The organism is Pseudorhizobium xiangyangii (assembly GCF_020531965.1).
GTDB lineage: Bacteria > Pseudomonadota > Alphaproteobacteria > Rhizobiales > Rhizobiaceae > Neorhizobium > Neorhizobium xiangyangii.
In genome coordinates this window covers 92,708-116,184 of record NZ_JAJAWH010000002.1, presented here as the reverse complement: position 1 = coordinate 116,184, position 23,477 = coordinate 92,708, and the positions used below count along the sequence as shown (strand labels likewise).

The window sequence follows — 23,477 nt, the reverse complement described above, 5'->3', positions numbered from 1 at the left end:
TTCAGCGACCTGCGTAGGGGTCTTCGGGCGCGTCGATTGTGCAGACGAGCCCCTGGGGCAGGAACTCCATCTTCGCTTCGCCACCCATCTCACGCGACAGGCCACGCTCGACCAGGACCGACCCGAAGCCGCGCTTCGCCGGGACAGTGACCACTGGCCCATCGATTTCTTCCCAGACGATCTGCAGGCGCTTTTCACCACCCTCGCCCTTATACCTGCGCCAGGACACGTTCACCTTGCCGTCAGCATTCGACCAGGCCCCGTACTTAAAGGCATTGGTTGACATCTCGTGCATGGCAAGCGTCAGCGCCAGCGCCGTTTTTGGAGAAAGCTGGACGTCCTCCACCCCCTCGATTTGACAGCGGCTTTCATCCGGGCAGTGCGGCTTGACTGCCTGTTCGATTGCGCCTTTCAGCGATGCGCCGACCCAGCGCTCGCCGGTCAGGAGATCGTTTGCGTGACCGAGCGCCACCATTCGGGCACCGAAGGCTGCCTGCGCTTCCTTCATGTCTGTAACATCGCGGAATGTGCGGGCAGCGATCGCCTGCGTCATGGCTAGATTGTTCTTTACCCGGTGGTTGAGCTCGTGGACGACGAGCCGCAAGTGCTCCTCGTTGCGCCGGCGCGAGGTGACATCCGTCGCCGTGCCAAACCACTCGATGACTTCTCCGTCATCATCGACAATCGGTACGGCACGGGATTGCGTCCACCCGGTCGAACCATCGATCTTGCGGACGCGATGCTCGATCTGGAACGTGCTCTTGGTTCGGATCGATTCGTCGATCGCCGCCTGTATTTTGGGCCTGTCCTCGGGATAGAGGTAATCCTCCTGCCAGGCGATCCGCGGATTGTCGGTGTCCTCCAGAAAGCCGCGCCCGTCGAGCTGCTGCATCTCCTTCCAGTCGGCACTGAAGCGATAGACGACATCGGACGTGGCATTGGTCAGCGCCCGGAAACGCTCCTCGCTCTCGCGCAGCTGTTGCTGGGCGAGAACCGTCTGGGTCGTTTCGACGACTATCGCGATGACGCCGCCGGGCTTGCCGCTTTCGTCGAGAACCGGAGAATAATCGAGGTTCATCCAGACGGGCTCCGGCTTGCCCTGGCGGATAAGCGACAGCTGCTGGTTCTCGTAGGCGAGTGTCCCGCCGGCGAGCCCGACCTTCATCACGTTGTCGTTGAAGTCGGCAATCTCGTCCCAGCCTTCCCGCACCTTGGATCCGAGCAGCTGCGGATGACGCTTGCCGGCAAAGACGGAGTAGGCATCGTTGTAGATCATGATGCCGTCTTCACCCCACAGCAGCACGATCGGCACCGGCGACAGAAGCAGCATGCCGGTGACGGTCCGGAGGCTCTGGGGCCATGTGGAAAGAGGTCCGAGTGGCGTCTTCGACCAGTCGAATGATCGTATCAGCCTGCCTGTTTCGCCGCCCCCGACGGGGAATGAGTGGCTTCCGTTCTGCTCTGGCGACTCCGGGACCACGCATGCTCCATACACATTAGGATTTCATCGAACGCGAATGTAGGGCGCGTCGATGACTTGTCCAACAGGCTCCATGGCGAATTTCATCTAAAGGACGTTGCTAAATAATGTTCCCGAACAACCTCTTACGGAAGCGAGCGGAATCAGGTTGAGAAGTGCAGTTTCAGGCCGGGATGATTTCAGCCGCCGCGATACGCCGGGATCGACCGTGCGAGACGGAAAGGCAGGTGGAAATCACCCGCCTCCCTGCTCCCTTGGCCAGAGTTTTCGACTGAAGGTCAGAACGTCCGGGCGATATCGGCCATCTGATCGGCAACGATGCCCCAGCCCTCATGAAAGCCCATCTTCTCATGGGCCTCCTTGTCTTCGGCCGTCCAGTGCAGGGCCTTCGCGACATATTTCGTGCGGCCGTTGCCGAGATCCTCGAACTCGACGATGCCGGTCATGAACGGCTTTTCCGATGGCACCCAGGCCTTGGTGAAGGCATCGGTGAAGACGAGCCTCTTGTTCGGCACCACCTCCAGGTAGACGCCGGTGTTCGGGATTTTCTCGCCCTCGGGGCCTTCCATCAGAACGAAGCTCTCGCCTCCCGGCCGAAGGTCGACGCGCGCCTCGGTGACCTTCCAGGGCAGCGGGCAGAACCACTCGCCAAAGCGCTCTGGCGTGGTCCAGACCTTGTAGAGCTTTTCGGCCGGCACATCGAATTCGCGAACGAGCTGCAGCTCGTGGGTGGCATTGTTGCTGGTCATCGTCCTGTCTCCCTTCGGTTGCGTAACACATCGCATCGGATGTTGAACCTAGGACGAACCGGAAGCAGGAGAACCGACACGAGGGATAATTTTATTCCCGATCATTTCCCGCACGGCGCCTCGACAGTTCTGTCGGATCACGCCGCACTCCGGTTGCAAGCGCTGATTCACGCACCGCTTTCGCCCAGCCGGTCGAGCTCGTGGCGGATATGGGCCGCCTCCGCCGGCGAACGGGCGAGCGCGATGGCGCGGCCAAACGCTTCGCGCGCTTCTTTCGTATCGCCGGTCTGGCCGAGAAGCGCGCCCTTCACGCCATGGAAATAGAAGTATCCGTCGAGCGCTTCGCCGAGCGGTTCCAGCATGGACAGCGCCTCGGACGCACCGCGAACCTTGGAGATGGCGACGACCCGGTTGAGCGAAACGACCGGCGACGGGTTGAGCCGCTCCAGAAGCTGATAAAGCAGTTCGATCTCGGACCAGTCCGTGTCCTCGGCTTTGGCGGCCCGCGCATGAAGCGCTGCTATGGCCGCCTGCACCTGATAGGGTCCGGGCTGGCGATGGCGGATCGCCTTGTCGAGAAGCGCCAGCGCCTCCTCGATCTGCCGGCGGTCCCACAGGCTGCGGTCCTGCTCTTCGAGAAGAACGATCTGGCCGGCGGCATCGTAACGGGTGTCGCGCCTCGAATGCTGCAGGAGCATCAGCGCGGCCAGCCCCATGATCTCCGGTTCGCCCGGGAAGATCCGCAGCAGCAGTCGCGCAAGTCGTATCGCCTCCCCGCAGAGGGCGGCGATATCGGCATTGGTGGCGCCGGCGGAGTAACCTTCGTTGAAGACGAGATAGATCATCGCCGCGACCGGCCCAAGCCGTTCGGTCCGTTCGACCGCACCCGGCGCCTCGAAGGGCAACCCGGCTTTCGCCACCCGCGCCTTTGCCCGCGTGATGCGCTGCTCCATGGCGCTTTCGGAGACCAGGAAGGCACGGGCGATCTGCGCGACGCTGATGCCCGAGACGATCCTGAGCGCCAAGGCGATCTGCTGCGTCGCCGGCAGGTCCGGATGGCAGCAGATGAACATCAGCCGCAGGATGTCGTCGCGGTAATGCGAGCCGTCCAGCCGCTCGGCCATGTCGGCCTCCGCATCGGACAGGTCGGAAAGCACCTCCTCGTCCGGCAGCGCGGTGTTACGCGCCGTCCTGCGGATCTGATCGACCCCGCTATTGCGACCGACAAAGATCAGCCAGGCGGTCGGATCGCGCGGCGGGCCCTTGTCCGGCCAGGTGCGGATGGCCCTCAGGCAGGCTTCCTGAAAGGCCTCCTCGGCCGTATCGAGGTCACGGAAATAGCGTAGGAGCGCTCCCATGGCCTGCGGCCGTGCCGCAGTAAGCGCCAGGTCGATCCAGGCGAGATCCTTCATGCGGGCGAACCTTTCGGATGGAAGACGTAGAATGGCCGGATTTCATAGGACGTGGAGCCCGGATTGACAGCCGAAAGCTCCTTGGAGAAGGCGATCGCCTCGTCCAGCGTCTCGACGTCGATGGTGTAGAAACCGAGCAAGGCCTCCTTCGTCTCGGCGAACGGGCCATCGATGACGAGCGGCTCATCCTTGCCCTTGCGCACGGTGGTGGCGGCCGTCGTCGGCATCAGGCGGCCGGTCGGGCCGAGCTTGCCTGCCCTGGCGAGCGGTTCCTGCACGGCATTGAGACGGCCCATCACCGCCGCTTCCTCCTCCTTGGACCAGGCGAAGACGGTCTCTTCGTTGGCGTAGCAAAGGATGGCGTAAAGCATTCTGTTCTCCTTCTCCATTGAAGACGAAGGAGTAGCGCGCCGGCCGACATGACGCATCAGAAAAACTGAACCTCGCACGACTGGCGCCGGCGCCCGGCCGCTCTATAGTTCACCGCCCGATACCACAGCGAGGAAACATCATGGCCGATCTCTCCACCTTTCCGATCACCCGGCGCTGGCCTGCGGAGAACCCGAGCATCCTGCAGCTCTATTCCACGCCGACGCCGAACGGCGTGAAGGTATCGATCATGCTGGAGGAGACCGGCCTGCCCTACGAGCCGCACTTCATCAACATCGGCGAGAACGAGACCTGGGGACCGGAATACCTGTCGCTCAACCCGAACGGCAAGATCCCGTCCATCCTCGATCCGGATGGCCCGGGCGGCAAACCGCTCGCGCTCTTCGAAAGCGGCGCGATCCTGATCTATCTCGCGGAAAAGACCGGCAAGTTCCTGCCCGCCGATCCGGCCAGGCGCTACGAGACGATCCAGTGGGTGATGTTCCAGATGGGCGGGCTCGGGCCGATGTTCGGCCAGCTCGGTTTCTTCCACAAATTCGCCGGCAGGGATTATGAGGACAAGCGCCCGCGGGACCGCTACGCCAAGGAGAGCGCCCGCCTCATCCGCGTGCTGGAGACCCGCCTGGAAGACCGGGAATGGGTGATGGGTGGCGAATACACGATTGCTGACATTTCCATGCTCGGCTGGGTGCGCAACCTGATCGGCTTCTATGAGGCTGCCGACCTGGTGAACTACAAGGAGTTGACGAACGTGCCGAAATGGTTGGAGCGCGGCCTTGCCCGTCCCGCGGTGGAACGCGGCCTGGGCATTCCGGCAAGGCCCTGAGGAGACGTCCCTTGAGCAACGACGGGCGCGGTCGACAACGTCGACACGACGCGGGCAGAAAAAAATTCCGCCTCCCTGTCGGTTGCCGCTCTCCCCGTTCGTCCTTGAGCCATTCCCGCGAGAGGCGGGCAAAACAGCGATGGAGGGATTGATGGAAACGACAGTCGAACAGAACAGCGCGCAGCAGCAGGCCGCACCGGTCAAGGGCGGCATCGTCGCCTATCTGCAGATCGACGGTGCGATGAAGGCCGCCGAGTTCTACAAACAGGCCTTCGGTGCCGAGCTGGCCGGCGCCCATCCGCCGGACGAACAGGGGCGGACGATGCATGTCCATATCTATATCAACGGATCGTCGCTGATGATGAGCGACGCCTATCCCGACTACGGCTATCCGCTGGAAAAGCCGCAGGCCTTCACAATCACGCTGCCGGTCGAGGGCATAGACTTCTGGTGGAAGCGCGCCGTCGATGCCGGCATGACGGTCGTCACCGACCTTGAGGTGATGTTCTGGGGCGACCGCTACGGCCAGCTGCGCGATCCGTTCGGTGTGCTCTGGGCGATGAACGAGCCGGTCAAGTAGCTCTCGATATTGCTGTTTATCCGGCGGCGACATCGTGTCGTCGCCGTTTTCACGAATGATCGACACCGACCGGGAACGACCCGAAAACCACGCAAATCAATCCGAATTCACCCCTTTGTGACCACTGTCGGCACCGTTTCGGCACAGATATTAACTTCCCGGTAACCGTCCGCGCCCGTATTAAAGGCCTCATCACGGATGGCCCTCGCGGCCTCGAAACCCACCGCAAAGAAATCAGATGGAGGCATAATGTTCACTCGGACGTGCTGCTTTGCTCTTTCGCTCACCCTCGGATCGGCCGCAGTTGCCGTCGCACAACCGGCACGGGTCAAGCAATTCGATGCCTGGGGCGTCTACGCCTATACCCAGGACGGCCAGAAGAATTGCTACGCCCTTTCGGTGCCGGTCAATCAGCAGCCAAGCAATGTCAACCACGGGGACAATTTCCTAATCGTCGCACCGCAAGGCTCGTCCTATGCGCCACAGGCGATCATGGGATACGGCCTGAAGCAGGACAGCGAAGTCGCAGTCAAGGTGGATGACAAGTCGTTCAGCATGCTGCCCAAGGACAATGCCGCCTGGGTGAAGAACCAAGCCACCGAGCCGGAAATGGTGAAGGCCATGAGGGCAGGCAGCCAGATGGTGGTGGAAGCCACCTCGCAACGGGGCACCCAGACGAGCTACGCCTATTCCCTGAAGGGCGTCACCGCAGCGCTTCAGGAAGTGCAGAAGTGCAATTGATGCCTGACTGCAGTTACGCTGCCAGGGAACCTGCAGGCTCATGACAGGAAAGCATACCGGGCGATGGTCCGCAGCCAGGATCATGGCTTGCGGCCTTGCCTTCTCCTTTCTGCCGGCATTCCTGCCGGCAGAACCTGTGGTGGCGCAGCAGGCAGAACTCGCCGCCGGCTTCCGCAAGGGACGCGAGACCGGCTATCCGGTGCCGCGCTTCGTCTCGCTGAAATCCAACCGTGCCCGCATGCGCATCGGCCCCTCCACCGACTATGCCACCAAGTGGGTCTATACCCACCAGGGCATGCCGTTCGAGATCACCGAGGAATACGGCAACTGGCGCCGCGTTCGGGATGTCGACGGGGTGACCGGCTGGATGTCCGGCGCGCTGCTCTCCGGCGACCGCACCGCGATCGTCGGCCCCTGGCTTGACGAGCCCGTTGCGCTCAGGCGCACCGCCTCGTCGAACGGCCGGGTTGCCGCACAGCTCTCACCCAAGGTGATGATGCATGTGGGCCGGTGCGACGGCACCTGGTGCGCTGTGCATCTTCAGCGAAACGGCCTCGACGGCTATCTCGACCAGTCTTCGCTCTGGGGCGTCTATCCCGGCGAGCGATTCGAATAGCCTTGTCGGGTTATGACCGTCAGGTGGTGCTCAGCGTCCTTCTGACGGCATCCTTCCAGCCGCGGATCTTGGCGGCGCGGACCTTCTCGTCCATCTTTGGTTCGAAGCACCGCTCGCGTGCCCAGCGGCGGGCGAATTCCTTTTGATCCGGCCAGACCCCCGCCCTCGACCCGGCAAGCCATGCCGCTCCGAGTGCTGTGGTTTCAAGGATCGTCGGGCGATCGACCGGAGCATCCAGAAGGTCGGCCAGCCGCTGCATCGTCCAGTCGGAGGCAACCATGCCGCCATCGACGCGCAGCACGGTCTGCTTGCCGTCGCTCTTCCAGTCCTTGTGCATGGCGTCGAGAAGATCGCGCGTCTGGTAGCAGACGGCTTCCAGCGCTGCGCGTGACAGTTCGGCCGGGCCGGTATTGCGCGTCAGGCCGAAGATCGCGCCACGCGCTTCCGCGTCCCAGTGCGGCGCGCCGAGCCCGGTAAAGGCCGGCACGAGATAGACGTTCTGCTCGGGATCGGCACTGTCGGCGAGTTCGCCGGTCTGCTCGGCCTTGCGGATGATGCCAAGGCCGTCGCGCAGCCACTGCACCGCGGCACCGGCAATGAAGATCGAGCCCTCCAGCGCATAGGTGGTTTCGCCATTCAGGCGATAGGCGATGGTCGTCAGCAGACGGTTCTTCGAGAGCACCATGTCGGCGCCGGTATTGAGCACGGCGAAGCAGCCGGTGCCGTAGGTGGACTTGATCATGCCGGGCGCGAAACAGGCCTGGCCAATCGTCGCCGCATGCTGGTCGCCCGCCACGCCGAGGATCGGAATGGCGGCGCCGAACAACCGCTCTTCCGTGACGCCGAAATCGTCGGCGCAATCCTTCACCTCAGGCAGCATGGCCGAAGGTACGCGCAGGATTTCGAGCAGTTCCTCGTCCCAGCGGTTCTCGCTGATATTGTACATCAGCGTGCGCGAGGCATTGGTGGCGTCGGTAACGAAGCTCCTTCCGCCTGTCAGCCGCCAGATCAGATAGGTGTCGATTGTGCCGAAGCAGAGCTGCCCCTTGGCGGCGCGCGCGCGCGCGCCTTTCACGTTGGCAAGCACCCAGGAAAGCTTGGTGCCGGAGAAATAGGGATCGAGCAGCAGGCCGGTCTTGCGCCTGAACGTCTTTTCCAGCTCCTGCCGCTTCAGCTTCTCGCAATAGCTTGCAGTGCGCCGGTCCTGCCAGACGATGGCATTGTGGATGGCCTGGCCGGTCTCCCGTTCCCACACCACCACCGTTTCCCGCTGGTTTGTGATGCCGATTGCGGCGATCTCGGACGCACTGATGCCCGCCTTGCGGATCGCCTGGCGGATGGTGAGAACGACCGTGCCCCAGATTTCCTCCGGGTCGTGCTCGACCCAGCCGGATTTGGGAAAGAACTGCGTGAATTCCTTCTGGCCGACGCCCACGACCTTCATGTCCTCGTCGAAGACGATCGCCCGCGTCGACGTGGTGCCCTGGTCGATCGCCAAAACATATCCTGCCATCCGTTCCTCCCGTCACGCCAGTCTTCAGGGAAAGGTTTGAGCAGATGCGGCAAAGCGGTGTCAACGGGTGGTAGCGGCGGCGCGGCAAATCCGTCTGCTCAACAGCTGCCCGCCGGCGCGATCAGTTGACCCCCTTGGAACAAAATCCGCCCTCATCCGTAAAAGTGGTGTCTGACACTCTCGCAGCCGAGGCGCCGCCATGACCACGACCTATTCGACCACGACGTCCGGAAGGGCGGGTTTTCCCCTTCGGACGTTCTTCGTGCCGTTTGCTTTCGTCTGCTTCACGCTGACATTGCTGACCGACATCGCGTATTGGCGCACCTCGTTCATGATGTGGCACAATTTTTCCGCATGGCTGCTGTTTGCCGGCCTCGTCTTCGGAGGGATCGGACTGCTGGCCGGCGCGATCGACATGCTGCGCCGTTCGACCCGCATATGGGGTCCCGGCTGGGGAGCTGCGCTCGGCTACATCGTCATGCTGGCCTTCGGCGTCCTCAACAGCTTCGTCCATGCCGGGGATGGCTGGACGGCGATCGTCCCGATGGGAATTCTTCTATCCACCATCACCGTCATCCTGGCGATCTTCACCGTCCTGCTCGCTGCGCGCGGACGGTCCCGCGTGATCTGGAGTGTAGAACGATGAGCCGCTTTTCCCGCACCACCGCCCTCGCCTCGGTTTCCCTGCTCGTCGTTGCCCTTGCCGGCTGCAACAACGAAGCCCCGGATAACTTCGACGTATCTCAGCAGATCGGAGCCGATCCGGTCCTGCCGGAGCCGGTGACCGAACTTCTGCCCGACCTGAAGGTGGCGGAAGTGGTCGGCTGGGCCGACGGCGAGACGCCGACCGTGCCCGAAGGCCTGACCATCACCCCCTATGCCACCGAGCTTGCCAATCCGCGCACCGTCCACACCCTGCCGAACGGCGATGTTCTGGTGGTGCAGGGCAAGGCGCCGGAAGGCAGGCCAACCGAGCGGCCGAAGGATTTCATCCGCAGCTGGATCATGTCGATCGCCCATGGCGGCGGGGGCGGCGAACAGAAGGAGAGCAACCTCATAACCCTGCTTCGCGACACCAACCGCGACGGCGAGGTGGACGAACGCCATGACCTTCTGACCAAGCTCGATTCCCCCTTCGGCGTGGCCTGGATCGACGACACGCTCTATGTCGCGGCCGCCGATTCCATTCTCGCCTACCCCTATCCGCTCGGTGGGAACGCGATCACCGAGGAACCCCGCCTGATCACCGATCTGCTCAGCGGGCCTATCAACCACCACTGGACCAAGGACCTGGCACTCAGCCCGGACGGCCGCTTCCTGTATGCCTCGGTGGGTTCCAATTCGAACGCCGGCGAACGCGGCCTGGAGGCCGAAAGGGGGCGAGCCGCGATCTGGGAGGTGGACCGCGAGACCGGTGCTTCCCGCATCTTCGCCTCCGGGCTTCGCAACCCGAACGGCCTGACGTTCAACCCGGATACCGGCGAACTCTGGGCCGTCATCAACGAGCGTGACGAACTCGGCCCCAATCTCGTGCCCGATTACATGACCTCGGTGAAGGACGGTGCCTTCTATGGTTGGCCGTGGAGCTATTTCGGCAACCATGTCGATGCGCGGCTGCACCCGCCGCGACCGGACATGGTGGAGAAGGCGGTCGTTCCCGACTATGCGCTCTCCAGTCATGTCGCCGCCCTCGGCCTCACCTTCTCCAAGAACTCCGCCCTGCCGGAACAGTACCGCAGCGGCGCCTTCGTCGGCGAGCACGGCAGCTGGAACCGCAACCAGTTCAACGGCTACAAGGTGATCTACGTACCGTTTGAAAACGGCAAGCCATCCGGCGTGGCGCAGGATGTGGTGACGGACTTTCTAAGCGGAGACAAGGCCCGCGGTCGCCCGGTCGGCGTCGGCATCGACGGCACCGGCGCACTGCTCATCGCCGACGACGCGGGCAACACCGTCTGGCGCGTGGCGTCAGCCGACGGCACGGTGATCCCCGAGCCGATCGCGACGGATCAGATGCCTGCGGGCGTGGGTGGCGCAACGGCTGCTCCTGCCCCGGCAACTGCGACTCCACCGGCACCTGGCGGCGCAGGTGGAGCTGCGCCTGCCCCTGCCGCTGAACCTGCTACCGCGACCGAACCGCCTGCCGCCACAACGCCCCCCGCACCGGCGGGCGAACAGCCGGCAGGCCAGCCGGCCGAACAGGCCCCGGCACCCGCGGTCCCAGGAGGCGTGACCTCGCCGACACCGCCGCAGGGTGAGGTTCCCGCGACCGAACCGCCCCAGAACCCGGCAACAGGACCGGCAACTGGCCCCGCACCCGGCGACTGATGAAGGTACGACACGGCATCACCCCGGCATACCAATCCGCCGGGGTGCGCTTCCATAATCGACGCTAGCCACCACCCGCTGCACGCAGTGACGCTTCGATCTTGCTCAGATTGAACGAGCCGGGCGTCTGGCTCGGCGGATAATCCTTCATCGTCTGCAGGAATTGCGCCGCCAGAGCCTGGATCGGGACGATCACGAAGACGCGTTCGAGAAACCAGTCGTTATAGGTGTTGGAATTGTGCTGCGCCTTCTCGAACGGATCCCGCCGGAGATGGAAAAGCAGCGGGGTCCGCAACTCGATGAACGGCTCGCGCCAGACGCCGAAAGCCTCGCCCCGGTTTTCGAGGAACACAACTTTCCAATCGTCGTAGCGGGCGGCAACGACCTGTCCGTCGTCGTTGACGTACCAGAACTCGTGCCGCGGCGATTCCTCCACCTTGCCTGAAAGGTAATCGAGCTGATTGTGGCCATCGATATAGTTTCGGTATGAGCGGCCGTTCAATTCGATGGTGTTTGCAAGCTTCGTCTTGATATCCGGCTCTCCGGCAATTGCAGAGAAGGTCGGAAGCCAGTCTTCGTGCGCAACGATGCCGTTCAGCGTCTTGCCCGCCGGGAACCGTCCCGGCCACCGTGCGAAGGTCGGCACGCGATAGGCTCCCTCCCAGTTCGAATTCTTCTCGCTGCGGAAGGGCGTCGTCCCGGCATCGGGCCAGGTGTTGTAGTGGGGACCGTTGTCGGTGGAGTACATCACCACCGTGTCGTTGGCGATGCCCAGCTCGTCGAGCAGTGCAAGCAGTTCGCCGACATGCATGTCGTGCTCGACCATGCCATCGTGGTATTCGTCGCCGCTCGGGCCGGCCAGGCCGGTATGCTGCTCCCTCACATGCGTCCTGAAATGCATCCGTGTGCCGTTCCACCAGACGAAGAACGGCTTGCCCGCCTGATGCTGCCGGGTGATGAAATCCTTGGCCGCGGCCATGGTCTCATCGTCTATCGTCTCCATGCGCTTCTTCGTCAGGGGCCCGGTATTCTCGATCTTCTGGCTCCCGTCTTCGTTGGCCCAGCTGTGAAGAACGCCACGCGGACCGAACTGTTCGACGAACGTCTTGCCGTCCGGCATCTTGCGGTCCCTGGGGTAGTCGCGGTTCTCCGGCTCTTCCTCGGCATTCAGATGGTAGAGGTTGCCCAGGAATTCATCGAAGCCGTGCATCGTCGGAAGATGCTCGTCCCTGTCGCCCTGATGGTTCTTGCCGAACTGGCCCGTGGCATAGCCCTGGCTCTTCAGGACCGTCGCCATCGTCACATCGGTCTTCTGCCAGCCCTGAGGCGCACCCGGCAGGCCCACCTTCGTCATGCCCGTGCGCACCGGCACGTTGCCGCCTATGAAGGCCGCACGCCCGGCCGTGCAGCTCTGCTGCGCATAATAGTCGGTGAAGGCGAGACCTTCCTCCGCTATTCGGTCGATGTTGGGCGTCATGTATCCCATCATGCCACGGTTGTTGTGGCTGATGTTCCATGTGCCGATGTCATCGCCCCAGATGACAAGGATATTCGGCTTGGCGGCGGAAGGCGCCGGAGCCGGTGTCCCGGTGGGGGCCTGCGCCTGAGGCTGTGCCTGAGCATAAGCAACATTCGCCACTGCGGCGGCGCCCGCCGCAAGCGCTGTTGATCCTATGAGTAGGTTGCGTCGTGTTACGCCCTCGGGCGCGTCCGTTCGGTCATCGCAAGCCATCATGAACTCCTCCCATCAAACCTCGTGCGAAGCACGGTTGCTCGACCATGAAATGCAGTGCGAACGATCAGATGATGGGAAAAATGCCGGTAGCGTAAGTACGCAACTGTAAATTTGCGGGCGCATTCCCCGCGACTCGGCGGGCCGCATTCAGGAGGTCAATTGCGGCTGGAAACGGACGCGCCGGCCGGCGCATCGCTCATGCTCGACTTCATCAGGCGCACCCAACAGAACAGGCAGGACCGCTAGCGGGCTTGAACGAAGCCGTTCGTGGTCCTGCTGTCTGTAGAACGCCTCGTCACTTCACCAGCGTCGCCTCTGGGAAGGACCAGCTGCCGTCAAGAATCTCGGCCTTCGGTCGGTATAGCCGGACCATGTAGTTCCAGCCTCTCATGATCGGCAGGCAATTTTCCACCGTCTCGTCGCACCCGCCGAATTGAACGTTCACCGACCCGTCCTGCGCCTTCTTCGCGGTGATATTGTTGACGTTATAGGCACCAAGCGCATTCTTCTCGTAGTAGCCCTGTTCGTTGTAGAGGCTGATGGACCAGAAACCGTCGACAGGAACGTCCTTGGCGGAGAGCCTGTAGACCGCCTTGCCATCGTTCTCAGGCGGCACGACGTTCAGATAAAGCGCCTCCTTTTCCGGATTTCCGCCCCAGGCCGACGCCGAACCGATCAGCCGCCGGACCGGGTCCACCTCTTCCTTTCTGCCGAACATGCCCTTCGTGTCGGGAAGCGTACCCGCCAGAACGAGGAGTGCCTTGCGTATTTCCGCCTGGCTGGCCTGATCCCACTGCGGCACTTCGAACTTGCCCGGTCCCCCTGGCTGGTCCGACCTTATCGCGTCCTGCAAGCCATGAACCACGGCCACGTCCTCCTGTGCATTCGGATCGACGAGCGTCCGGATGCCCACCAGCACGTAACGCGTTCCGACCTTCTCTTTTGAAAGAAGGTGCGGACCGGGCGCATAGGTAACCTCCTGAGTATACTGGTCCTGGTTGATCACCTGCATGGACATGAAGCGTCCCGCCGCATCGGGCAGCGTGATCGTCACCGGGCCGGCATCGAGATCAAAGACGGCTGCCGAATAGAGCGTGTCCCGGTTCAGCCGAATGACGGCCTGTTCTTCAATTTTTGAAGGCTCACGGTGATGCAGGAATTTGCCGAAGCCCCCGTCCTTGACGGTACGACTGAAATAGAGATCGGTTTCTGCGCGCGGGAACGTTTCAGCCGTGACCGGCACTGCGTCAGCAGCCCGAACCACAGCGGTTTGCAATGCAACGACGGCCAATGCAGCGGCCGCGACGGATAGTATCCTGAGCATAGGCATTCTCCGTTTGGCGAGTGGGTTGTCTCATCCTGCTTTCGTGATCGGCGGCTGCTTCCATGTGCCGTCGAGCGCTTCCGGCTTCGGCCAGTAGAGACGCATGGCAATGACGAAGGGGCCTTCCGGCGCGGGCAGCCAGTTGGGTTCCTTGTCCTTGGGCGGGGCTTCGTTCTGGACGTAGAACGTCAGGCCGCCATCCACGTCCCTCACGAACTGCGGCAGCATCGGCGAATTCAGCAGGTAGCGATCGATCGGGTTGGCGACGAGCAGGCTCTGCGGCAGGTTGTACATGGTCAGCGACCAGAACGCGTTGACCGGGGGCAGATCGTCAGCCGCGAAATGTATGGTGTACCTGTTGGCACCGTCGAGTTTCTTCCCATCGGAATCAATGGCATAGATGGGATACATCGCCTCCTGCTTGGAGTTGCCGTAAATACCGAGCGCGGCGGCGGCCATGCGATAGAGGTAGTTGTTCTGCAAGTACTCGCGTGTGCCGAACATGTCGCCTGAGGTCACGTCGCCCGCGTCGGTGCGCTTGCGCAAGGCATCGAGATCGACCCAGGCATCGGCAATCCCCTGCTCGATAGCACTCTTCATCCCGGGCGAGAGCGTGCTGGCGTCGAAATTCTTCCCCGCGCCGACCCCGATCCTGGCGAAACGGGCCATCAGTTCGGTTTCGGACGGGTTGGTCGGCGCATATTGCAGGAGGAAGTTCAGGACGTTGAAGAACTCGAGCGAGGTCTTCTCCTCCTCCGCTGTCAGCGGCGTGATGAAATCGATGGCGGGCGCGGCTTCCGGCGCCGGCTGGCCGAGAAACCTGGATAGCGGTTCCGCCCGGTATCCCGCCTGGATCTTCTTCACATTCTCGAGGTCGTCCGGGTTGAAAAGCTGCGTGCGATAGGCAGCTAGCGCCAGCTCGGTTTCCGACCTGATGACCTTTTTGACACCCACGGGCGTCTCGCCTTTCCAGCCCGGCCCGGCGATGAGGAAGCTGCCTCCGTCGTTGCCGGTCGCGCGGCTGCCGATGTAATCGAAATTGAATGTATAGGCATCGATCAGCTGGATGCTGAAATAGCGATCCTTTTCGATAGGCGGCACCGTCAGCACCATCGGCTCGGCGCGCAAGTCCAACCCGAGCATCGAGTAAGGCGTATCCGAATTGGGCGTCTGGACCGCCGTGTCGGCCGGCGTATAGACGCGCGGAATATTCACCAGCTCGTTCCAGGGGCCTTTGTATTCCGGGTTTTTGGGATCGACGAAATAGGCGTGCTGGATGCGGTAGCTATCCACCATCGGAAAGCCGTAGATATAGGCTTCCTTGGCTATGACACGCGCCTCGGCCTCTGAGATCTCCGCAGCTCGAAGCGTCGCCGGGCAGAAGCCCGCAACCCCCGCCGCCAGAACCAGCCCCTTGGCGAATTCTCGCTTCGTCAGCTTCATGACACATCCTCCCTGCGCGCATGACGATGGGGATGGTACGCCTGATTGGCGAATTCACAAGATACACCACTGGAGGTAGCCGAGGCTGTCGCTCGCGCCGGTGAATGCCCTGAAAATGGTGAATGCCCTAGAAATTCTTGGGACAGATCGAACTTTTCATCGTTTGCCTTGTGCCGGCGCCGACCAATATCAACCAGTCCCGACGATGCCGCATCCGCGGGCATTAGGAGAAGGTCTGCATGATGATGAAATCCTCCCTCTCCGCCCTTGCGGCCGTGATCCTCACCGCTTCCGCAGCCACCTGCCAGGAGAACCCGTACCCGGGCAGGCCTGGGCTCGCCTATCCTGAAGGCACGCCGGAAGAGACGATTGGCTGTCGTGATCTTGCGAAAACGATCCGGGACTTCAACCCGCCGGTCTCCGAGCGCATAGACTTGTGGGCGTCGGGCCCGGTGACGATCGTGGATACGGACAAGGTCCTCTGGTACGTCGGCATCTGCGATGAACCCGGGATCAGGGTATTGTGCGTCACCTACTCGGACAACGGCATGCGGATCGGTGACGTGGTGACGGTGCGCGGGGCCATGCGTATCCAGGATGCGAAGCATATTCTGCTCGATCCGTGCCTGGCTTCACCCGATTAAGACCCTCTAATCGGCCCCGTTCGCCCGTCCTTCGATGCTCTGCACGAGCTTGCGCAGGAGATTGGCCAGGGTCTCACGCTCCCTGACATTCAGATCCTTCAGGAACTCGAGTTCATTCGCCATATCGACGCAAAAGGCCTTTTCCGCCAGCGCGATGCCGTTCGGCGTCAACGCCACAAGCAGGCTGCGGCCGTCACTCTCCGACTTCTCGCGGCGGATGAGACCGGCTTTTACGAGCCGGTCCAGCCGATGGGTAAGCCCGCCCGAGGACAGCATAAGCGTCGTATAGATTTCCGTCGGCGTCAGCCGGAACGGAGGCCCTGACCGGCGCAGGGTGGCGATCACGTCGAACTCGCCGCGATCGAGACCGAAGTCCTCGAAGGTCTTCTCGATGCTCGGGGCGACGAGGTTGGACAGGCGTTTGGCCCGCCCGAGGATCGCCATCGGCTCCGTGTCGAGGTCCGGCAATTCACGCGCCCACTGGCTGCGCAGCCTATCGACATGATCCTCAAGCACTGCATCCGTTCCGGATGCCTCTGCCGTCATGGTTTTCTCGATGCCCGCCATTCTGCACCCTCGCTTCCGTCATCCCGCCGGAAACATACACCGTCCCCGTCGCCGGGCAAGGTATCTCGACAGGAAGGCAAAGTCGGTGGCGACAGGAACCCCTCCCACCCCCGATTGCCAGCCGCCCGCATTTGAGCATAACCTGACAAATCACTGCGGCGCACAAGAACGCCGCGGATAGGGAGAGCGGGCATGTCCAGAACCGTCGTCGTTACCGGCTCCACCAGCGGGATCGGGCTCGGCATCGCCAAGGCGTTTGCGGCGGAGGGATCGAACGTCGTCATCAACGGGTTTGGCAAGCCAGACGAGATCGAGGCGGAACGGCGCGAAATGGAAGCCGCGGGCAATGCCCGGGTGATCTACCACGCCGCTGACATGACCAAGCCCGACGAGATCGCCGACCTGATCAATACGGCAAACCGGACCTTTGGTTCGGTGGACGTGCTCGTCAACAATGCCGGCGTCCAGCATGTCGCGAAGATCGAGGACTTCCCGCCCGAAAAGTGGGACCAGATCATCGCCATCAACCTCACCAGTTCCTTCCACACGATGCGCCTCGCCATTCCGCTGATGAAAGAGACCGGCAAGGGCCGCATCATCAACATCGCGTCGGCCCACGCGCTCGTTGCCTCGCCGTTCAAGGCAGCCTATGTGGCGGCCAAGCACGGTATTTTAGGACTGACGAAAACAGCAGCCTTGGAACTTGCCGAATTCGGGATTACCGTCAACGCGATTTGCCCCGGTTACGTACTGACGCCGCTCGTGGAAAAGCAGATACCCGACACGGCGCGTGAGCGTGGCATCTCGGAGGACGAGGTGAAGACAGACGTGATGCTGCGGCTGCAGGCGACCAAGGAGTTCGTTGCCATCGAGGAGGTCGCGGCCACCGCCGTCTTCCTGGCGAGCGATGCGGCGCGGCAGATCACGGGAACACATATTTCGATCGATGGCGGCTGGACCGCCCAATAAAGAGAACAAACCGCATGACAGACGCGATCCGCTTCATCCTCAACGGCGAGGATGTCTCGTTGGGCGGCTTCGGCCCGACGGAAACGCTGCTCGACTACCTGCGCCTCAAGCGCCGGCTGACAGGCACCAAGGAGGGCTGTGCGGAGGGAGATTGCGGTGCCTGCACGGTGCTCGTCGGGCGCCTCGTCAACGGCGCGCTTTGGTATGAGACCGTCAATGCCTGCATCCGCTTGCTGGGCTCGCTGCACGGCACCCACGTGGTGACGGTCGAGCATCTGGCCGCCAGGGACGGCACACTGCATCCGGTGCAGCAGGCCATGGTCGACCAGCACGGTTCGCAATGCGGCTTCTGCACGCCGGGATTCGTCATGTCGCTCTACGGGCTGTGGCTCTCGACCGAGGCGCCGTCGCGGGCCGACATCGAAAGCGCATTGCAAGGCAATCTCTGTCGCTGCACCGGCTATGAGCCGATCGTGAAGGCCGCCGAGCAGGTGACACAGGCGCGGCCGAGCACGCTGTTCGACCCGCTGGAGCGCGACCGCACCGAGATTGCCGCAAGGCTTTGGGAGCTTCGCTCGCATCCGGAGACGATCGTGGTCACAGGAGACGGCGCCCGTTCGATTATTCCGGCGAACCTCAGGGATTTCGCCGATTTCCTTGCGGACGAGCCAAAGGCAACGATCGTCGCGGGTTCGACGGATGTCGGCCTGTGGGTGACGAAGCAGATGCGCCGGCTCGATCCGGTCGTCTTCATCAACCACCTGCCCGAACTGCAGACCATCACCGCCGACGACAAGGGCATCACCATCGGCGCCGGCGTTACCTACACCCAGGCATTCGACGTTCTGGCACTGGAACTGCCGTCGCTGGGCAACCTGATCGACCGCATCGGCGGCGGCCAGGTGCGCAACATGGGAACGATCGGCGGCAATATTGCCAACGGGTCACCGATTGGCGACATGCCGCCGCCGCTGATCGCGCTGGGTGCCGAGCTAACGCTGCGCTCCCATAGCGGCAAGCGGACAATCGCACTCGAGGACTATTTCCTCGCCTACGGCAAACAGGACCGCATCGCCGGCGAGTTCGTCGAGAAGGTCTTCGTGCCGCGACCGACGGACATGGGATATTTTGCCGTCTACAAGATCTCCAAGCGCCGAGACGAGGACATTTCGGCGCTCTGCGGCGCCTTCCATCTCGAACTCGACGCGGAAGGCCGGGTGGACGACATCCGTATCGCCTTCGGCGGCATGGCGGCAACGCCGAAGCGGGCGAGGCATGTGGAGAAGGCACTTCTCGACCAGGTCTGGAGTTGGGGCGCCGTCTCGGCCGTGCGCGACCTTTTCGATCAGGACTACAAGCCGCTCACCGACTGGCGGGCGAGCGCCGAATACCGCAGCCTCACGGCGAAGAACCTGCTCACCCGCTTCTTCCTGGAAACGGCGGGCGCACCGCAAGAACTGCAGCGCTTCGAACTGGAGGAAGCGTGATATGGACAAGTCGACCTTCGAACCGAAGAACACGATCAACGGCCCGATGCATGCCGCGCTGAAGCACGATTCCGCCCACAAGCATGTCACCGGCACCGCCGAATATATCGACGACATCCGCGAGCCTGCCGATACGCTGCACGCGGCGCTGGGCATGGCCGACCGTGCGCATGCGGAAATCGTCTCGCTCGACCTCGATGCGGTAAAAGTGGCACCCGGCGTCGTCTGGGTGATCACCGGCGAAGACATTCCCGGCTTCAACGACGTCGCCTCCACCGGCCAGCACGACGAGCCGCTGCTGGCGACCACGAAAGTGGAGTTTCACGGGCAGCCGATCTTCGCGGTGATTGCGCAGACGCGCGACCAGGCGCGCCGCGCCGCACGGCTGGCCAAGGTGGAATACCGCGACCTCCCCCACTGGACGGATATCGCCGGCGCACTTGAGAACGGCGCACCGCTGGTGATCCAGCCGATGGTGCTGAAGCGGGGCGAACCGGAAACCGAGATCGACAAGGCGCCGTTCAGGCTGCAGGGCCGGATGGAGATCGGCGGCCAGGAGCACTTCTACCTCGAAAGCCATATCGCGCTCGCCATTCCCGGCGAAGACGAAGACATCACCGTCTGGTCGTCGACCCAGCACCCGAGCGAGGTGCAGCACATGGTGGCGCATGTGCTGGGCATCGCGAACCATGCGGTAGAGGTGAAGACACGCCGCATGGGTGGCGGCTTCGGCGGCAAGGAGACCCAGAGCAACCAGTTTGCATGCCTTGCGGCGGTGGCTGCGAAGAAGCTCGGCCGGGCGGTGAAATTCCGCCCCGACCGCGACGAGGACATGATTGCCACCGGTAAGAGACACGATTTCCTTGTCGACTACGACGTGGCGTTCGATGAGGAAGGCCGCATCCATGCGCTCGACGCAACCTATGCGGCGCGTTGCGGCTACTGCGCCGACCTGTCCGGCCCGGTGACCGATCGCGCCCTTTTCCACGCGGATTCCAGCTACTTCTATCCGCATGTGAACCTGACCTCGATGCCGCTCAAGACGCATACCGTCTCCAACACCGCATTTCGCGGTTTCGGCGGGCCGCAGGGCATGCTCGGCGCCGAGCGCATGATCGAGGAAATCGCCTACGCGGTCGGCAAGGACCCTCTCGAAATCCGCAAGCTGAATTTCTACGGACAGCAGGGTTCCGGGCGCACGCTGACCCCGTATCACCAGGAGGTCGAGGACAATGTCATCGCCCGCGTGGTGGAGGAACTCGAGGCTTCGTCCGACTACCAGGCGCGCCGGCAGGCGATCCTCGAATTCAATGAGAACAGTCCGGTCATCCGGCGGGGCATCGCGCTGACGCCGGTCAAGTTCGGCATCTCCTTCACCATGACCGCCTACAATCAGGCGGGCGCGCTCGTGCATATCTATCAGGACGGCTCGATCCACCTGAACCACGGCGGCACAGAAATGGGCCAGGGCCTCTACACCAAGGTGGCTCAGGTTGTGGCCGACACGTTCAACGTCGACATCGAGAGGGTGAAGATCACCGCCACGACGACGGGCAAGGTGCCGAATACCTCGGCAACGGCCGCCTCCTCCGGCACGGACCTGAACGGCATGGCCGCCTATGATGCCGCCCGCCAGATCAAGGACCGGCTGATCGATTTCGCCATGCGCCAGTGGACTGTTTCCCGCGACGACATCGAGTTCCTGCCCAACCGGGTGCGGGTCGGCACGGAAATCGTGCCTTTCGACACGCTGGTCCGGGCCGCCTACTACGACCGGGTGCAGCTTTCGGCTACGGGCTTCTACAAGACGCCCAAGATCCACTGGGACCGCACGGCCGGACGCGGCACGCCCTTCTACTATTTCGCCTATGGCGCCGCTGTCTCGGAAGTGGTGATCGACACGCTGACCGGCGAATACATGGTGGAGCGCACCGACATCCTGCACGACGTCGGCAAGTCGCTGAACCCGGCGATCGACATCGGCCAGGTGGAAGGCGGCTTCGTGCAGGGCATGGGCTGGCTGACGACCGAAGAATTGTGGTGGGACGACAAGGGGCGCCTGAGAACCCATGCGCCCTCGACCTACAAGATCCCGCTGGCCTCCGACCGTCCGAAGGTCTTCAACGTCAAGCTTGCGGAATGGTCGGAGAATGCCGAGCCGACGATCGGCCGCTCGAAGGCGGTGGGCGAGCCGCCCTTCATGCTGGCGATTTCAGTTCTGGAGGCGATCTCCATGGCGGTGGCGAGCATCGCCGACTATCGCGTCTGCCCGAAGCTCGACGCCCCGGCGACCCCGGAGCGGGTGCTGATGGCGGTCGAGCGGCTGAAGGCGATGTGAGATGAACTCCGAAACCCGGCCGCCGGCTCAGCCGGCCGGCATGCGGAAGGTGAAACGCGTTTCCGTCTCGTCGGATGCGACATCCAGCCGGCCGCCATGGGCCTCGGCAATCTGCGACGCGATGTAGAGCCCCAAACCAAGCCCCTGCAGGCTCGAACCCGCCTCGCCCCGATGGAAGGGCTGGAACAGTTTCTGCAGCGCCTGCTGCGGGATAGGCGCGCCGGAATTGGAGACCGACAGGTTCAATTCACCGTCGGCAATCCAGGCTTTGACGTGGATGGGATGTTCGGGTGAGCCGTGGGTGACGGCATTGCCGAGCAGGTTCGAAAACATCTGGGCTATGCGCTGGTGGTCGATTGCAACAGCAGCTGACAAGTCATAGCTTGCCTCGATGCTGCGTTCCGGATGGCCGGACCGGATCTCCGAAATGACCTGCTCCAGCGTCGGGCCAAGCGGACTATCGCTATCCTTTGCCAGGGAGATGCCGCCGCCCAGCCGCCCACGGGCAAAGTCCATGACATTATCGATGAGAACGGACATCCGCAGCACGCTACCGCGCATCATGTTGAGAACCAGCGTGGACTTTTCGCTCTGCGGCTCCCGCGACAGGATGCTGATGCCGCCACCGAGCGACGCAACCGGATTGCGAAGATCGTGCCCCAAAACGGCGATGAACTGCTCCCGCAACTCCGATGCGGCCTTTTCATCGATCAGGCTGGAATGGGCGGATTTCAGTTTTTCCGCCGCATCGAACTGATAGCCAAGCAAGTCCGCAAAATGCTTGAACGTCGCGATGGTCGCATTGTTCTTGAGCCTGGCAGGCCTTGGGTCGATGGCGCAGAGCGTGCCGAAAAACCGTCCGTCCGGCAGGATGATCGGCATGGAAATGTAGCTCTGCAACCCGTAGCGCTTCGGCGTGTGGTGCTCGCGATAGGCAGGATCTTCCGCTACGTTATCGATGACGATGGGTCCGCGAAATTGACGCACGTCGTGGCAGAGCGTCGTTTCCACCTCCAGCTCGCCGCCGGGGGGAAGGCCGAATTCGATATTGTCAAGAACCTGGCAGGCTACCCAGCGATCCTCGGTCACCCGCGCAACGGCTGCGAAGCCCATGCCTGTCAAATGGCACGCCACCTCCAGGATTGTCTGTACCGCAGGGATACCCTGCATCAGCGCTATATCGTCCTGGATGTCGTTTGCCATGTTCTGAGAATTGAAATCCTTGGACAATCGGTTGCGGGCCGTAATCTTTCGCTTTCCAAATTAGAGCATTTTCGTAGAATTTCAAAGGCCTGGCATGGAGATCGCCACAATTCCGGTCGTATCGCAGCGCCGACGGGGAGCCTCGCCAGGCAACAGATGACGGATGCTCACGGCAACCCGTCCTGATGCGGCAACGGGATTTCCGCCACCTTGCTTCGCTGAAAGGAAAACAACCCTAGCACCAATGCGCAACCGGCCAGGATCACGGCGCCGCCGGCGATCTGGATCGGGGACAGCTGTTCGCCAAGCATGATGGCACCGACAAAGACTGCAACCAGCGTGACGGCGAACTCGACGCTGATCGCTCGGGTCGGTCCAATCGAGGCTACGAGATCGAAATAGCAGACATAGGTGAGCGCGCTCATCAGGCATCCGGCGATCAGCAGGTAACCGAAATCGACCGCAGACGGCATGGCCGGCACCGGGACTGCGAATAGAAACGGCAGCGTGATGACGCCTGCGGACAGGAAGGCTCCGATCGTCACCTCCCAGGCGCCTGTGCAACGCAGGTGCCGGTTGGCGTAGTTGCTGCCAAACGCCGCCCCTACACACGCGACGAGCGCTGCGACGCAACCGATTACGAAATCGGCGGTGACGGGCTCGACGGGAAAACCGACGAGCAGTACAATACCGAGAACCCCAAGAGCCAATCCAACGAAACCACTGCCGGATATCCGCTCCATTCCCCAGGCGCGGCTGATCAGCATGGAGAACAGCGGGATGGAGGAGACCAGAATGGCCGACATGGCGGTGCCGATACGCGACATGGCAAAGGTCAGCCCGATCAGTTGGATCACCACAGTCGTCAGCCCGACGATCACGAAGTGGTGCCAACCGGCGCTGAAATCCAGCCGGCGCCGCATGGCCGTCGCGAGGATGACCAGCATTCCGACGGCAATGAAGCTGCGGAAGGAAACCGCGCCAACGAGCCCGAAGGAAAAAAGCACCTGCAGCATGACGAGAAAGGAGAGGCCCCACGCGATGGCGAGGAATAGGTAGACGGCAAGGTCACGCGGCTTCATGAGGTGGAGAACCCATATTTTCTGTCGGAATGATGTGAGACGGATAACAC

General features: G+C 62.5%; 21 protein-coding genes. 10 read left to right on the top strand and 11 right to left on the bottom strand.

What is annotated here, in order from left to right:
- Position 1 precedes the first annotated feature (1 nt).
- The 4 genes from LH464_RS01950 to LH464_RS01935 all read right to left on the bottom strand — a co-directional run bounded on the left by LH464_RS01950 (position 2) and on the right by LH464_RS01935 (position 4,012).
- Complete coding sequence (locus LH464_RS01950) at positions 2-1,480, bottom strand: sensor histidine kinase (RefSeq protein ID WP_226784677.1); 1,479 nt, start codon at positions 1,478-1,480, stop codon at positions 2-4.
- A gap of 278 nt (positions 1,481-1,758) precedes the next feature.
- Positions 1,759-2,229 (bottom strand): SRPBCC family protein, encoded by a 471-nt coding sequence (locus LH464_RS01945; RefSeq protein ID WP_226784676.1) that lies wholly within the window; start codon positions 2,227-2,229, stop codon positions 1,759-1,761.
- Between the two features lie 167 nt (positions 2,230-2,396).
- Positions 2,397-3,641 (bottom strand): RNA polymerase sigma factor, encoded by a 1,245-nt coding sequence (locus LH464_RS01940; RefSeq protein ID WP_226784675.1) that lies wholly within the window; start codon positions 3,639-3,641, stop codon positions 2,397-2,399.
- Positions 3,638-4,012, bottom strand: coding sequence for a YciI family protein (locus tag LH464_RS01935; protein WP_226784674.1), 375 nt, complete (start codon positions 4,010-4,012; stop codon positions 3,638-3,640). The genes LH464_RS01940 and LH464_RS01935 overlap by 4 nt, the downstream gene beginning before the upstream one ends.
- 140 nt (positions 4,013-4,152) lie before the next feature.
- On the opposite strand from LH464_RS01935, the gene LH464_RS01930 reads away from it, so the two are divergent.
- The 4 genes from LH464_RS01930 to LH464_RS01915 all read left to right on the top strand — a co-directional run bounded on the left by LH464_RS01930 (position 4,153) and on the right by LH464_RS01915 (position 6,794).
- A complete protein-coding gene (locus tag LH464_RS01930; protein WP_226784673.1) occupies positions 4,153-4,857 on the top strand; it encodes a glutathione S-transferase N-terminal domain-containing protein in 705 nt (234 codons plus the stop codon).
- A 151-nt stretch (positions 4,858-5,008) separates the two neighbouring features.
- Positions 5,009-5,437: a VOC family protein gene (locus LH464_RS01925; protein ID WP_226784672.1), complete on the top strand. Its 429-nt coding sequence runs from the start codon at positions 5,009-5,011 to the stop codon at positions 5,435-5,437.
- 249 nt (positions 5,438-5,686) lie between these two features.
- Positions 5,687-6,178: an invasion associated locus B family protein gene (locus tag LH464_RS01920; protein ID WP_226784671.1), complete on the top strand. Its 492-nt coding sequence runs from the start codon at positions 5,687-5,689 to the stop codon at positions 6,176-6,178.
- A gap of 40 nt (positions 6,179-6,218) precedes the next feature.
- Entirely contained in the window at positions 6,219-6,794 is a 576-nt protein-coding gene (locus tag LH464_RS01915) for an SH3 domain-containing protein (protein WP_226784670.1), read from the top strand.
- A 19-nt stretch (positions 6,795-6,813) separates the two neighbouring features.
- Here LH464_RS01915 and glpK read toward each other — a convergent pair whose 3' ends face one another.
- The gene (gene glpK / locus LH464_RS01910; RefSeq protein ID WP_226784669.1) at positions 6,814-8,307 is read right to left on the bottom strand and encodes a glycerol kinase GlpK; all 1,494 of its coding nucleotides are present in this window, start codon (positions 8,305-8,307) and stop codon (positions 6,814-6,816) included.
- A gap of 199 nt (positions 8,308-8,506) precedes the next feature.
- Between glpK and LH464_RS01905 the strand changes: the two genes are divergently transcribed.
- Both LH464_RS01905 and LH464_RS01900 read left to right on the top strand, forming a co-directional pair.
- On the top strand, positions 8,507-8,953 hold the full coding sequence (locus LH464_RS01905; RefSeq protein ID WP_226784668.1) for a DUF2231 domain-containing protein: 447 nt from the start codon (positions 8,507-8,509) through the stop codon (positions 8,951-8,953).
- On the top strand, positions 8,950-10,635 hold the full coding sequence (locus LH464_RS01900; RefSeq protein ID WP_226784667.1) for a PQQ-dependent sugar dehydrogenase: 1,686 nt from the start codon (positions 8,950-8,952) through the stop codon (positions 10,633-10,635). The genes LH464_RS01905 and LH464_RS01900 overlap by 4 nt, the downstream gene beginning before the upstream one ends.
- A gap of 64 nt (positions 10,636-10,699) precedes the next feature.
- Here the strand turns inward: LH464_RS01900 and LH464_RS01895 are convergent, their stop codons facing one another.
- The 3 genes from LH464_RS01895 to LH464_RS01885 all read right to left on the bottom strand — a co-directional run bounded on the left by LH464_RS01895 (position 10,700) and on the right by LH464_RS01885 (position 15,137).
- On the bottom strand, positions 10,700-12,370 hold the full coding sequence (locus tag LH464_RS01895; RefSeq protein WP_226784666.1) for an arylsulfatase: 1,671 nt from the start codon (positions 12,368-12,370) through the stop codon (positions 10,700-10,702).
- A gap of 295 nt (positions 12,371-12,665) precedes the next feature.
- Complete coding sequence (locus tag LH464_RS01890) at positions 12,666-13,694, bottom strand: DUF1254 domain-containing protein (protein WP_226784665.1); 1,029 nt, start codon at positions 13,692-13,694, stop codon at positions 12,666-12,668.
- A 30-nt stretch (positions 13,695-13,724) separates the two neighbouring features.
- Positions 13,725-15,137: a DUF1254 domain-containing protein gene (locus LH464_RS01885; protein WP_226784664.1), complete on the bottom strand. Its 1,413-nt coding sequence runs from the start codon at positions 15,135-15,137 to the stop codon at positions 13,725-13,727.
- A gap of 239 nt (positions 15,138-15,376) precedes the next feature.
- Between LH464_RS01885 and LH464_RS01880 the strand changes: the two genes are divergently transcribed.
- Positions 15,377-15,781: a hypothetical protein gene (locus LH464_RS01880; RefSeq protein ID WP_226784663.1), complete on the top strand. Its 405-nt coding sequence runs from the start codon at positions 15,377-15,379 to the stop codon at positions 15,779-15,781.
- A 6-nt stretch (positions 15,782-15,787) separates the two neighbouring features.
- Here the strand turns inward: LH464_RS01880 and LH464_RS01875 are convergent, their stop codons facing one another.
- Positions 15,788-16,348 carry a MarR family winged helix-turn-helix transcriptional regulator gene (locus LH464_RS01875; protein WP_226784662.1) on the bottom strand — a complete coding sequence of 187 codons (561 nt, stop codon included), beginning with the start codon at positions 16,346-16,348 and terminating at the stop codon, positions 15,788-15,790.
- A 192-nt stretch (positions 16,349-16,540) separates the two neighbouring features.
- Here LH464_RS01875 and LH464_RS01870 point away from each other — a divergent pair, with 192 nt between their 5' ends.
- Genes LH464_RS01870 through xdhB form a run of 3 tightly spaced genes read left to right on the top strand, consistent with a single transcriptional unit; the run spans position 16,541 to position 21,142 of the window.
- Positions 16,541-17,317, top strand: coding sequence for a 3-hydroxybutyrate dehydrogenase (locus LH464_RS01870; protein ID WP_226784661.1), 777 nt, complete (start codon positions 16,541-16,543; stop codon positions 17,315-17,317).
- Between the two features lie 14 nt (positions 17,318-17,331).
- The gene (xdhA, locus tag LH464_RS01865; RefSeq protein ID WP_226784660.1) at positions 17,332-18,804 is read left to right on the top strand and encodes a xanthine dehydrogenase small subunit; all 1,473 of its coding nucleotides are present in this window, start codon (positions 17,332-17,334) and stop codon (positions 18,802-18,804) included.
- A 1-nt stretch (position 18,805) separates the two neighbouring features.
- Entirely contained in the window at positions 18,806-21,142 is a 2,337-nt protein-coding gene (xdhB, locus tag LH464_RS01860) for a xanthine dehydrogenase molybdopterin binding subunit (RefSeq protein ID WP_226784659.1), read from the top strand.
- 27 nt (positions 21,143-21,169) lie between these two features.
- Here the strand turns inward: xdhB and LH464_RS01855 are convergent, their stop codons facing one another.
- Both LH464_RS01855 and LH464_RS01850 read right to left on the bottom strand, forming a co-directional pair.
- On the bottom strand, positions 21,170-22,345 hold the full coding sequence (locus LH464_RS01855) for a GAF domain-containing sensor histidine kinase (RefSeq protein ID WP_226784658.1): 1,176 nt from the start codon (positions 22,343-22,345) through the stop codon (positions 21,170-21,172).
- A 167-nt stretch (positions 22,346-22,512) separates the two neighbouring features.
- On the bottom strand, positions 22,513-23,427 hold the full coding sequence (locus tag LH464_RS01850) for a DMT family transporter (protein WP_226784657.1): 915 nt from the start codon (positions 23,425-23,427) through the stop codon (positions 22,513-22,515).
- Positions 23,428-23,477: the final 50 nt, after the last annotated feature.